The sequence below is a fragment of the Vibrio sp. 397 genome, from assembly GCF_033339395.1.
GTDB classification, from domain to species: domain Bacteria; phylum Pseudomonadota; class Gammaproteobacteria; order Enterobacterales; family Vibrionaceae; genus Vibrio; species Vibrio alginolyticus.
In genome coordinates, this window is sequence record NZ_JAWOUN010000002.1 from 17,184 (window position 1) to 29,522 (window position 12,339).

At 42.6% G+C, this 12,339-nt stretch carries 12 protein-coding genes; 6 read left to right on the top strand and 6 right to left on the bottom strand.

The window, feature by feature from the left end; translation table 11 throughout:
- Positions 1–115: 115 nt before the first annotated feature.
- A complete protein-coding gene (locus R7P36_RS03185) occupies positions 116–358 on the bottom strand; it encodes a DUF2164 domain-containing protein (RefSeq protein WP_042520836.1) in 243 nt (80 codons plus the stop codon).
- 182 nt (positions 359–540) lie between these two features.
- Between R7P36_RS03185 and R7P36_RS03190 the strand changes: the two genes are divergently transcribed.
- Positions 541–1,173 carry a hypothetical protein gene (locus tag R7P36_RS03190; protein WP_005376385.1) on the top strand — a complete coding sequence of 211 codons (633 nt, stop codon included), beginning with the start codon at positions 541–543 and terminating at the stop codon, positions 1,171–1,173.
- A gap of 187 nt (positions 1,174–1,360) precedes the next feature.
- A complete protein-coding gene (locus R7P36_RS03195) occupies positions 1,361–2,149 on the top strand; it encodes an EAL domain-containing protein (RefSeq protein WP_104976099.1) in 789 nt (262 codons plus the stop codon).
- Positions 2,150–2,176: 27 nt separating this feature from the next.
- On the opposite strand, the gene R7P36_RS03200 is transcribed toward R7P36_RS03195, so the two are convergent.
- The 3 genes from R7P36_RS03200 to R7P36_RS03210 form a co-directional block, all read right to left on the bottom strand.
- On the bottom strand, positions 2,177–3,436 hold the full coding sequence (locus tag R7P36_RS03200) for a DEAD/DEAH box helicase (RefSeq protein ID WP_213899977.1): 1,260 nt from the start codon (positions 3,434–3,436) through the stop codon (positions 2,177–2,179).
- 67 nt (positions 3,437–3,503) lie between these two features.
- Positions 3,504–4,106, bottom strand: coding sequence for an ACP phosphodiesterase (locus R7P36_RS03205; protein ID WP_005376382.1), 603 nt, complete (start codon positions 4,104–4,106; stop codon positions 3,504–3,506).
- A gap of 81 nt (positions 4,107–4,187) precedes the next feature.
- Complete coding sequence (locus R7P36_RS03210) at positions 4,188–4,361, bottom strand: hypothetical protein (RefSeq protein WP_318122051.1); 174 nt, start codon at positions 4,359–4,361, stop codon at positions 4,188–4,190.
- A gap of 314 nt (positions 4,362–4,675) precedes the next feature.
- On the opposite strand from R7P36_RS03210, the gene R7P36_RS03215 reads away from it, so the two are divergent.
- Positions 4,676–6,106, top strand: a complete 1,431-nt coding sequence (locus R7P36_RS03215; RefSeq protein WP_213899976.1) for a methyl-accepting chemotaxis protein — start codon at positions 4,676–4,678, stop codon at positions 6,104–6,106.
- 430 nt (positions 6,107–6,536) lie between these two features.
- On the opposite strand, the gene R7P36_RS03220 is transcribed toward R7P36_RS03215, so the two are convergent.
- Together R7P36_RS03220 and R7P36_RS03225 are read right to left on the bottom strand one after the other, a co-directional pair.
- Positions 6,537–7,205: an HAD-IA family hydrolase gene (locus R7P36_RS03220; RefSeq protein ID WP_017820949.1), complete on the bottom strand. Its 669-nt coding sequence runs from the start codon at positions 7,203–7,205 to the stop codon at positions 6,537–6,539.
- A 195-nt stretch (positions 7,206–7,400) separates the two neighbouring features.
- Positions 7,401–7,910, bottom strand: coding sequence for a hypothetical protein (locus tag R7P36_RS03225; RefSeq protein ID WP_005376378.1), 510 nt, complete (start codon positions 7,908–7,910; stop codon positions 7,401–7,403).
- Between the two features lie 145 nt (positions 7,911–8,055).
- On the opposite strand from R7P36_RS03225, the gene R7P36_RS03230 reads away from it, so the two are divergent.
- From R7P36_RS03230 to R7P36_RS03240, 3 genes are all read left to right on the top strand, one after another.
- Positions 8,056–8,526, top strand: coding sequence for a CreA family protein (locus R7P36_RS03230; protein WP_005397614.1), 471 nt, complete (start codon positions 8,056–8,058; stop codon positions 8,524–8,526).
- Positions 8,527–8,758: 232 nt separating this feature from the next.
- The gene (locus R7P36_RS03235; protein ID WP_005376376.1) at positions 8,759–10,063 is read left to right on the top strand and encodes an inosine/guanosine kinase; all 1,305 of its coding nucleotides are present in this window, start codon (positions 8,759–8,761) and stop codon (positions 10,061–10,063) included.
- 236 nt (positions 10,064–10,299) lie between these two features.
- Positions 10,300–12,048 carry a formate--tetrahydrofolate ligase gene (locus R7P36_RS03240; protein WP_104976103.1) on the top strand — a complete coding sequence of 583 codons (1,749 nt, stop codon included), beginning with the start codon at positions 10,300–10,302 and terminating at the stop codon, positions 12,046–12,048.
- The last annotated feature ends 291 nt before the right edge of the window (positions 12,049–12,339 follow it).

The following is a 12,339-nucleotide window of genomic DNA, read 5'->3' on the forward strand; positions in this document are numbered from 1 at the left end:
TTTACGTCATATGAAACAGATTATTTACCATCATTTACATCCAGCCAATGGTACCGTATCTATCAAGTTGTTCGAATTTTTTGAAGGAACTTTAAATCGTTTGTAAAACTGAAACTTACAGCTTAATTTCTTGTTCTATCTCATACAGCTCTTCGGAAACTTCTAACATTCTGCGTTCAACCAGTAACTTAGCATCTTCAACACCCTTGTTATAGTAAATTGGCCCTAGTTTTTCTGTAATAAAATCAATTAGAAACTCACTATCGAACTGGCCAATTTCAACATCTAGCTCGTCTTGCATGTAATCTTGAATGGCGGTGGCCAGCGCCTCTTTTTGTGCGCGTTCTAGCTTTATCATTTTTCCCTTTCAAATTTTTGTTCAACTTCTGCTTCTTTCGTGTTGTTCTATTAAAGATTAGACACGGTCATTTGTGAGAAATTTGGTGTTTAGATCAAGAAGTTGCCGAAGTAAATTAGTCTATTCTCAAAAGACTATGCTAACCTTTTGCAGTTCGTTTTGTAATTATTAAGGGATATTCTTTGCTACTCGACCTAGTTATTCAAAGTGTTAATGATTTTCAAGACGACTGTCTTAAGCTGTGTGAAAAGCATTACCCTGCGGTGCATAACCAAGGCATGAGTGAGCATCATCTTGGTCTCGCGTTTTCAAGAAGGATGGAACATACTTTTCGTCACTTTGGATACAACTGCGTGATAAAGCCAATCGAAGTGTTGGATTCTCCAGACCTTCCCCATCACTATCGAATTTCATCCGACATTGGCACTGTCTGGGTTCTGAGTCACCATATGGTCAGTGCCGGAAAATCTTGCCGGGAAAACTTACTCTCATCAATTACGGAATGGCAGAGTGAATATGGCTATGCCTTACAGCCTAATGACCTACTCTTTTTGGTTTGCGATCATTGGATAAGTCGCAGCAAAACGAGCCGAGAATTGCTTCATTGGTGGATGGGTGAACTACCCGATCAGATCAACGAATACACAGAACAAGGAATCACACTGTACACCAGCGAGTCGCAACTCACGCAATCGTTGGACACTCGATTCGGTATTAGCCCTTGTTACATTAAGTTTGGGCATCCTTTACGGCGTTCGAACAAACAGCAGTTAGTCAGAAAATATTTGCAGTTGTATGCCGTACTGCAATGGTAGCATCAAATTGAAGTGCTGAGATTATCAATTATTTCATCAATTTGTTTGATATCACTCGACAAAACTACCCATCCATTACCATCGTTCTTGCTTGAGTTAATGAGCACACTTAGATTCATTGCCAATGAAATAGAAAAATTAGCGCGATAACGCTGATGTTGAGACATTGATTTAGGTTGTGGTAACAATGATGAGCATCTCGCAACTACTTAGTTGCATCCGGAAAGAAGCCGACGGGCAGTATATTGCGAAATACGCGAACTTCACTCTCCGCAGTGTCTTTCAACCCATATATAAGAACGATATTTCCATCGTTGGCCTTGAAGCACTGGTAAGAATTAGCAATGCCAATGGCACCATGGTTAGGCCAGATCAGTTTTTCCAATCCAAAGCGACTCCCACTCAAGATTTGCTCAATGTTGAACGCTTAAGTCGCCTAATCCATATCAAAAATTTCTCTCAGTCTCGCTTTCACACAAAACAATTGTTTCTCAATGTATTACCGGTAGCGGCAGAGATACTAGTCAAAGACGTCACTTATAACCGACTGCTAAAACAAACCATTTATGAATCGCATTTGATGAATGAACAAATCGTCATGGAGTTACTTGAATTGAAGGTGGAGGATGAACTCTCTTTGTCTCAAGCTACTCGGGAGTTAAGTCTTGAAGGATTTAAATTAGCGATTGACGATTATGGCGTCAATGCATCGACAACTGAGCGAGTGAGAAGCGTTTGCCCAGATATAATCAAGATGGATCGCTCTTTATTGCTAAGGTATGAAAACGGTGATTTTAAAGCGCTTAACGATGCATTATCACTCGCAAAAGCGTTATGCTCTAAAACCGTTATCGAAGGAATTGAAACCGAGCATCAACTTCGCTTAATGAAAAAGCTCGGTTTCGATATGTATCAAGGGTACCTACTTGCTATCCCCCAAACGTTAGACGTCTATGAAGAGGCAAAAACAGCCTGACTATGTAAGAACAAAAGTTTGCGCGGTTTAGCGAGAGCTACGTGATTTACCACGATTCTTATGAATCGCCAATTTTGCTTTTAGCTTACGCTTCTCAGATGAACGACTACGACGACGCCCACCCCCATTTTGTTCAGGCTCAACTTCTTCTACAAGACTTGGTTCGAAACCTGCCAGCCATTCTTGGGGTAAGCGTTGATCAAGCAGGTTCTCGATAGCTTGCAACAAGTACTCCTCATCTCTACTCATAAGAGAAACCGCCAAACCTGACTTTCCTGCTCTTCCAGTGCGGCCAATTCGATGGACATAATCTTCTGCTTTGAATGGCATATCAAAGTTCACGACTTGTTCTAGCTCTTGAATATCTAACCCTCGTGCTGCCACATCGGTTGCAATCAAAGCACGTACCTTACCTTGTTTAAATTCATCCAAAGCTCTTTGGCGGGCGCCCTGTGATTTATCACCGTTGATAGAAACCGCTTTGATGCCATCTAACTTGAGCTCTTTCGCTAACTCATCACTGCCTTGCTTCGTTTTTGTAAATACAAGCACTTGCTGCCAATTCCGCGAGCCAATTAAGTACGCTAGCAATTCCCGTTTCCGTTTTTTATCCACTGGATAAACCATTTGTGTTACCGTGTCAGCAGTCGTATTTGCTGGTGAAACTTCGACTTCAACTGGCGATTCCATGAGTTTATACGCAATAGTTTTGATTCGCTTCTCAAATGTCGCAGAGAACAATAGGATCTGTTTCTCAGCAGGCAAACGTCGGAAGATGCGCTGCAAGTCAGGCCAAAATCCCATATCTAACATACGGTCGGCTTCGTCTAACACGAGCATACCGGTTTTAGAGATGTTTACGTTACCATTAAACAGGTGATCCAAAAGGCGGCCTGGCGTGGCAATTAAAATATCAGCGCCCTCTTCTAACTTTCTCTTTTGTACGCCAATGCTTGTACCACCATAAACACACACGATGCGAAGTTCTGTTTCTGCCGAGTACTGATTCAAATTATCAAATACCTGCTGTGCAAGCTCGCGTGTTGGAACCAAAATCAATGCTTGAGGTGTGCCGTTAAGTTTCTTTTGCTGAACGGTTTGTATGATAGGTAAACCAAACGTAGCCGTTTTTCCCGTACCAGTTTGTGCAGCAGCAAGTAAGTTTTTTCCTGCAAGGACGTGTGGAATTGACTTTTCTTGCACTGGTGTTGGCGTCACGATATTTAGATTGCCTAGCGTCTCGATTAGCTTTTGTTCGATGCCTAAATCAGCAAAATTAACAGACATGTGTAACCTCATTATTTTTGGAGCGCAGAGTTTACCAGAGCCCCTAAAGCCATACTACTTTTCTGTCTCATTGAGTTGAGTCATTAAGCTGTTGCTGAAAATCATACGACTGACGCAAAACATCTCGATAAAGTGACGAGAACTTCTCTTCTAATTCGGTGTAATCACTTTCAATCACTTTAAATGTTGTGGTTAAGTCTGCCATCCTAGGACTTCTTTGCGACATCCGATGTAGTGCAAATTCTATATTGTCTAGATCTTGATAGGATTGAAGCCATCGGCCATGCCACATTCTGCTGTGGAGCACCAAAAAACGTGGCGGCAAATGTTCATGAACCTCTCGGTTTACTCTCTCGTATGCCGTTTGGACAAAGTGTTCGAGAGGCTCGGAATGAAAGTCGTTCCAGTGTTTTGCGAGGCAATGATCCCAAAACATATCCAAAGCGATAGGTGCAAAACGTCGCGCAACACCAGTGAAATGAGGCTTACATTCGTTGACGATTGGATGATGATCAGTAATACGGTCAACAAATCTATGTAATCTGATGCCGTTTGAGATATCGCGCTCATACAGCTTGCTTGGATCTCCTTTTACGAAGTCTCCAAGCAAGTTTCCCAATAAATGGCTGTTACTGTGATCTGCGATATGCAGGTGGGCTAGAAAGTTCATTCGACGCCAGTTTTGGCCTCTAGGGCTTGGTGTGACATGAACCTAGTATAACGTCAATTACGACGAGATGAGAGTGTTCCGCTATTCGGCTTCGTTGTCTGAGCCAACGTATTCCGACAAGATAATGCCAATTTCAAGCGCATCTAGCAGCTCTAGGCTCTCATCGTTTTGGTGTTGGTCGCTCATTGTGACCTCCTTTATTTTAAGCTCTCTTGCTTTTACTTGCTGACGGCCTGACTCTTGCCATATCCACATCAGCAACTCCTTTTTATAGTCTTTATATGACACATTCATGACAGCGAGAAGTAAAGATTTAAAAACCTATGAGCATAATCAAAAGTAAACGATTGCAATTAGATTTCATATCCGCTTAACACTTTAGAGAAATGACTCTTTTATCAACATTCATGTCAATTTAAAGATATAACATACTGTTATAGGCGTCCTTAGATCTCATTTCTTAAACTAAATTTAGTATTCGTTACATATTTTGCTGATTAACTTCGCATATTTTGTTTCGATATAGCAATAGATTTGGTCAATATCTTTTATCTCTAATGGAGCTTTAAATGAGAGAAGTTGAGTTTAGAACGATAGACAGGCTGTTTATCAAGATGTCTATCAACGACAAAATGTGGGTTATATTCCTACTATTTTTAGTAGCCCTCACTTCAGTGGCTGGAAGCCGCTACTTCAATGAAATACAACAATTTGAGCAGCAAGCCATCTCGGCGAGCGAAGCGAAGCTTTCTGGTATCGTTGATGCTCAATCAAACCGCGCTACAGAAATTGACGGCGTATCGAAATCGAACCGCGTAAGCGAGAGTTCTTTTGTCGATGGGTCTGTCACCGCTTATGCCAAGTTGCATTCTGGGGAAGTGATTAAGCTGACTCAAAATGTGTCCACACAATACGAATCGTTAAAATCATCAGCTCTATCGTCACTATTACTCAGCTTCTTATGGGTTATTCCTTTTGCCCTATTCTCTTACTGGGTGGCAACGTTTATCGGAGGAGCTCTGTGGGTTTTATATACAACAACCGAAAAAATTGGTGACGGTGACTTAACCTCTCGTCTTGGTTTCCATCCAGGTCGAGATGAATTCGGTACCATCGGCTGTGCGCTAGACAAGTCTATGGATACCTTAAGTGAACTGGTTAATAGTGTTAAAAATAATGCAACGATGTTGAGCGAGACATCTTCTGCATTCGAAAAAGATATGCAGTTGAGTGAAACCCAGATATCTCATCAATATCAAACGCTTGATTCAGTCGCGACGGCAATGGAAGAAATGACAGCCTCTGCAAAGGAGGTATCAAGTATTTCTCAACAAGCAACGACGCAGTCAGACCAAGATGCCCAGAAGATCGAACTAAGCAGAAGCCGTGTACAAAACGTGATTGGCGAGATAGAGACGTTATCTAGCTATATTGAACAAGCCTCTACGTCAGTAACCAATTTAAACGAGAATACGACGCAGATTAATGACGTGATCACATCGATTAACGCCATTTCAGAACAAACTAATCTGTTGGCACTAAACGCAGCAATCGAAGCAGCCCGTGCTGGTGAACAAGGTCGTGGATTTGCAGTGGTTGCCGATGAAGTACGTACATTAGCAAGCAGAACTCAACAGGCAACAGTAGAGATCCAAGCCATGATTGAGAAGCTTCAAATTGAGAGCCAGAACATTGCTTCAATCACCAACCGAACCGTTCAGCAAGCTCAAACCAGCAGCCAGCTTATTGATGAAATCGGCCATGATGTTACCTCTATTGCCGAGTCAGCACGCTCATTAATGGACATGAGCATTCAGATTTCCACATCTGCTGAAGAACAAAGCGCAGTTGCTAACGATATTGCATCGGAACTTTCAGAAATTCGTAGTCAATCAAGCACAATCAGAGAAGTGGCGGAGCAATCTACCGCTGGCGTCGCTAATCTCACGCAAGCCTCCGTTTCTCTTGGTGAGATATTACAACGCTACCGCACCGCATAACATTGTGGAACTTATGATCAACAAGGGCTCCTTAAGGAGCCCTTTTCTTTAAACCGTGTTCAACTATTCCCTTCGATATTTTCTACGACATCCAAGTGGATATTTGAAGTGAATCTCAAGTTCTCGCTGTACCCGATGAAATAATGTTCTTAAACAAAGCGTTCCGCTATGCTTGATCTTGCCAATTCCAATTTGCTGCTGGAAAACAATATGAATAATTACAAAGACACAAAAGACATAGAGAACCTGAACTGCCCACTCTGCCAAGGAGATGAATATCTCATTTCATCGGATGGCGAGAAATTCACATGCGCTGCTTGCGGATTTCATACAAAAAACTTCTCATCTATCCAATGTCTACATCAAACGCCTTACCTACAGTCTAAACTTAAGCACATCCACAGCTTAAGTCCGGTTTGCCATTAATAGGTCAAACAGAGCAGCCACACAGCTGCTCTTTTAATTCATCTAAATGATGGATGCGAATTACACGCTCGTCATCAACAAGATTGATAGCTTCACCATTAAATAACTGTATCGTTTTGATACCGGCGTTTAGTCCCGCCTCAACTCCTTTAGGCGTGTCATCAATATAAAGACAGTCACTTGGTAAAAAGCCCATGCTCATAGCACTGTACATGATTAAATCGGGCTCAGGCTTCCAACTATTCGCATCGAATGCCGAGAACACTTTGCCTCGGAAAGCATCGAGTAAACCGGTTAACTCCAAAGCGTATTCAATTTTATCTTTAGGTCCATTAGACGCCACACAATATTCGATATTATGCGAATCCAAAAACTGAATTAATCGTTTTGCGCCATCCATCGGCTGTAAGTGACGCACAAAAAGAGACTGGACTTCTTCTCGGTATTGCGGCTCTAAAACATCAATTGGGACTTTGATATCTTTCAATTCTTTAGTATCTAAAAGGATGTCAGCGAGCTTTCCTCCTTTAAAGTGAGAAACGCACTCTTCCATCGTTAACTCAGCCCCATGCTGGTTAAATACATTGACGAGCGCTTGGCAACACAGTCTTTCGCTGTCGACCAACGTACCATCACAGTCAAATATCACGCACTTAATATTGGTAATTGCCATAGCCATCTCCAGACGTCTTAAAGGCTCAAGCCCAAGCTGATTTTAAGAATGTTTGGATTAATCTTATTTGAGTTTGGGATTGTTGAAACGACGAGCTTGGCATTTCATGGAAATAGAAGGGAGCAATTACAGTTTTTCTAAGCAAGATCACCCAACGTCATCTTGCTTTACTTTTTATGCACATTGATGTGTAAGTTAGTTTTCGATAACCACTGAGTCTAACAGTTTTTGCTCGGTGCTTAGTCTTTTAGCCAGATCAGCCACAAACGAGCTTTTGTATTTTGATTCAGAAACAGCAACATCAGAGATGAGTGTATTTCCTTCGAGATGGCTAACAATAGCAGCACCAATTGGGACTCCAGATTTAAAACCAACATATAATTCAAAATCTGGCGTGAGGATAATCTGTGTCAGATATTCAATGATCATATCTTTATCATACTGCTGTTCCCAGCGCTGAGATTGCAAGATAGAGAACATAATGGTCAGTCGATGAAAATCGACCAGAAAAATATCGTCGGGGTTAAATTCAGAGTCACTTTCCAGTAGTGTGTCTTTGTCGACTACTTGATACGTTGCTTTTTCTAGCGTTTTGAAATAGACATCGCGCCCTTTCAAACTCTCTGGTGTCGGAAATTCAACTTCGACCAGATCATACAGCCATGTATTTTTACGCTCGATACTGGCTAACTGTTGTTCATTCATCTTGATACCTTCGTTTAGAGCAGTACATTAGCATGAAGCCCGCAACAAACCTAGCGCACATAGACCTTTCCGTGGCTAAATTTTGTTTTAGGTGCAAACCTCTGATAGATTTCATCAATATCTTTCCTAGTTAAGGACAAAAATAATGAAAAAGATGCTGTTAAGTGCATTGCTTGCTACTACTCTAGTTGGTTGTTCAGATAACGATGTTGCTGACGTGGGGCTCGGTTGGTTTACTTTGAAAGACATCAAAGTCGGTGAGTTGAAAGACGAGGTGGTAACAGGTGTCACATGTCACATCGCCTCTATCGAAGCGGATTTCAGCTTAGCAGATCCAAGTGATAGCTCAATATCATGTCGTCAGACTGGCGAAATCACACCGGAAATGATTGCAAAAATAGATAAGAGTAAGTCCGGTGAAATTGTATTTAAGAAGTCAAAAAGCATTTTCTTCAAAACAATGAAGGTTCGCCGTATTTATGATGCCGATAACCAAACCTTACTCTACTTGTCTTATACAACAAAAGAGACCGATGGTAGTTTTAAGCATAGCCTTTCGACAGTCCCACTTTGGGGTACCAAGGCTTACGTTGAGCCAACTGAAGTGAAAAAGTAACGGGGTAAATTTAGTTAGCGCGGAGCAGGCTCTTTCCGGGCGCTGCTGAGCAACAAGTTTAAAAAACAACCCATTGCAATACGACAAGCGTCATAAATTGCAGCTGCTTTGGTTGCTATTTACTCAGCTCGCTGATTTTTTCAGCGAGCAGACTTCTTTGTAATAAATCGCCACGATTTTCATTTTTTTGTGATACAATCCCGCCTCTTTTTTTTCTCACTCAAGAACAAGCATGAAGTTTCCTGGTCAGCGTAAATCTAAACACTACTTCCCAACTCACGCTCGAGATCCATTAGTAAACCAAATCCGACAGGCACCTAAGCTATATCGCCCAACTATTGTTGGTGTCGGTCAAACCATTGTAGATATCGAAGCACGTGTAGATGACGCGTTTTTAGAGAAATACAACCTGAGTAAAGGACATTCGCTCGTTCTTGAAGAAAGCAAAGCAGATGCTCTTTACGAAGAACTGGTTGAGCAAGGCCTGATCACACACCAATACCCAGGTGACACGATTGGCAATACTCTTCACAACTACTCAGTTTTAGCCGATAGCAAATCCGTTTTGCTCGGTGTGATGTCTAAGAACATTCAAGTCGGTTCTTTTGCTTATCGCTACCTTTGTCGTACGTCTTCACGCATGAACCTTAACCATTTACAAACGGTAGATGGCCCTATTGGTCGCTGCTACACCCTAATTTCTCAAGACGGTGAGCGTACATTTGCTATCAACGAAGGTCATATGAATCAACTACTTCCGGAAAGCATTCCTGAAGAGATCTTTGAGAAAGCATCAGCCCTGGTTGTTTCTTCTTACCTAATGCGTGGTAAAGAAGAAGATCCAATGCCTAAAGCGGTACAAAGAGCGATCGACTTTGCTAAGAAGCACGATGTCCCTGTTGTACTTACGTTAGGGACGAAGTACGTTATCGAAGGTAACGCACAGTGGTGGCAAGAATACATTCGCGAAAACATTTCTGTTGTCGCTATGAATGAAGAAGAAGGTGCGGCGCTAACAGGTGAAACAGAGCCGCTAGCAGCTGCTGATAAAGCACTTGAATGGGTTGATCTCGTACTTTGTACGGCAGGACCAAATGGTCTGTACATGGCTGGTTACACCGACGAGAAAGTAAAACGAGAAACCACACACGACATCCTTGAAAGCTCCCTCGAAGCCTTTAACCAGTACGAGTTTAGTCGTGCGATGCGTAAAGAAGACTGTCAAAACCCAATGAAGGTCTACTCTCACATCGGCCCTTACCTTGGTGGACCATTAGAGATTAAGAACACTAATGGTGCAGGTGATGCAGCCCTTTCAGCCTTACTGCATGACATGGCAGCAAACTCTTTCCACCAAAAAGAAGTGCCTAACTCAGAAAAGCACGAAGTACGATGCTTAACCTACTCCTCTCTTTCTCAGATTTGTAAATACGCAAACCGAGTAAGCTATGAAGTGTTGACGCAGCACTCTCCTCGCCTATCGCGAGCGCTTCCTGAACGAGAAGATAGCTTAGAAGAGACTTATTGGGATCGTTAAAACGACAGCTTTAAAGCTGAAAATATATCAAGGTCACCATTTGGTGGCCTTTTTGTTTTTATCTAGCACTGTAACGAGTAGATTTTGTTAGTATGTCGCACAATACGAAGCAGTAAACTCTTTACAAGCCTAACCGAAACAGTACCATCACCAAGCAGACCTTTGCCTCACAATAATACTCGTTATAACTCAGGTAGTTTTTCAACGCTACCTGTGTGCCACTTTGGGGATTCTCCATGCAGTCAGATATCGAAATTTGCCGAAACACACCACTTTCTTCTATTGATGTTATCGCGGAAAAAGTAGGACTATTGCCCGAAGAGTATGACACTCACGGGAAGCACAAAGCCAAAGTCCACCCAAAATGTTTGGAACGACTCAAAGCAAATGATGACGGTAAACTTGTACTCGTCACTGCGATCACGCCGACTCCTCTTGGCGAAGGAAAAACCGTTACGACGATAGGACTGGCGCAAGGTTTAGCAAAGCTTAATCAATCTGTTATTGCATGTATAAGGCAACCTTCGATGGGACCCGTCTTCGGTATTAAAGGTGGCGCAGCGGGCGGCGGTTATTCTCAAGTAGCTCCAATGGAAGAGTTAAACTTACACCTTACTGGTGACATTCACGCAGTGACAGCGGCGCACAACCTTGCTTCAGCCGCTCTTGACGCTCGCTTGTTCCATGAGCAACGCGAGGGTTATGATGCCTTTGAATCACGCACCGGGTTAAGAGCACTTAAAATCGACACGGCAAGTATTACTTGGAAACGAGTGATGGACCATAATGATCGTGCACTACGTAAAGTCAAAATTGGCCTCAATGATGCAGGAAAAACCATCAATGGTTTCGAGCGTGACGAAGGGTTCGATATTTCAGCCGCTTCTGAGTTAATGGCTATCATTGCACTAGCCAAAGATTTAAAAGATTTACGTCAACGTATTGGGAAAATTGTCGTAGCGTACGATTTGAACGGAAACCCCGTCACTACGGAAGATCTACAAGTTGCAGGAGCAATGGCAGTAACACTAAAAGAGGCGATTGCACCAACACTGATGCAAACTCTAGAAGGTGTTCCTACGTTGATCCATGCAGGTCCATTTGCAAACATCGCCCATGGAAATTCATCCATTATCGCGGACGATATTGCGCTAAAACTGTCAGGTTACACGGTAACTGAAGCCGGTTTTGGTTCGGATATGGGATTTGAGAAAGCGTGTAACATTAAAGCTGCTGCCGCCAACAAAGCCCCGGACTGTGTAGTGATCGTAGCAACATTACGCGGCCTCAAAGCGAATTCCGGACACTACGATTTACGACCAGGTATGGCTATTCCAGATTCCATTTTTAATCCGGACCAAGCAGCATTGGAGGCTGGGTTTGAAAATTTAAAATGGCACATAAATAACGTTCATAAATACGGTTTACCTGCTGTCGTTGCCATTAACCAGTTTCCACAAGATTGTGTGAAAGAGCTTAAAGCTCTTGAAGATCTGATTCACCAATTTAATCCCGAAGTTAAAGTAGCCATCAGCACCGCTTTTTCGCAAGGCGGACAAGGCGCAACGGAACTAGCTCAACATGTTATTGATGCGTGTACCACGCCTGTAGAGTTTTGTCCGTTATACAACAAAGAGCAATCATTACTCGAAAAGCTCATGGCAGTATGTGAAGCGGGCTATGGAGCAACCAACATAGAAATGACTCCTATCGCGACTGAACAGCTCAAACATTTTGAGCAATTAGGCTTTAACAACTTAGCGGTTTGCATCGCGAAGACACCACTATCTATAACCACGGACTCCGCAGTCAAAGGGGCACCAACTGGTTTTACCGTCCCAATCCGCGAGCTGCGCTTGTGTGCGGGTGCAGGATTCGTTTATGCATTATCTGGTACCGTGATGACGATGCCAGGCTTACCTGATAAACCCGCATTTATGAACTTAGATCTTGATGATGAAGGAAATATCGTCGGTCTCTCTTAGTGCAGTGATAACGTATCGCTATCAGTGAAGTGAGCATATTCATTGAGTGAGTGGTCTACTTACCTATCCACTCACTCTCAACAACTGTGAAAAGAGTTGTCTCAGGCCTTCTACTCTTGAATCGTTGATACAAAGCTCTCCTGCCTTACATCAACGCGCCTGTTTTAGGCCTTTAGAGTTAAGACGCTAACCCTAAGCCTTGTTTGGCGATAGTTATTAAGCTAGAAAACCCTATTTATCTTCTTGTTTTGTCGCCACTTTACATTGTAAATCCATACTTGTTGACTTCTC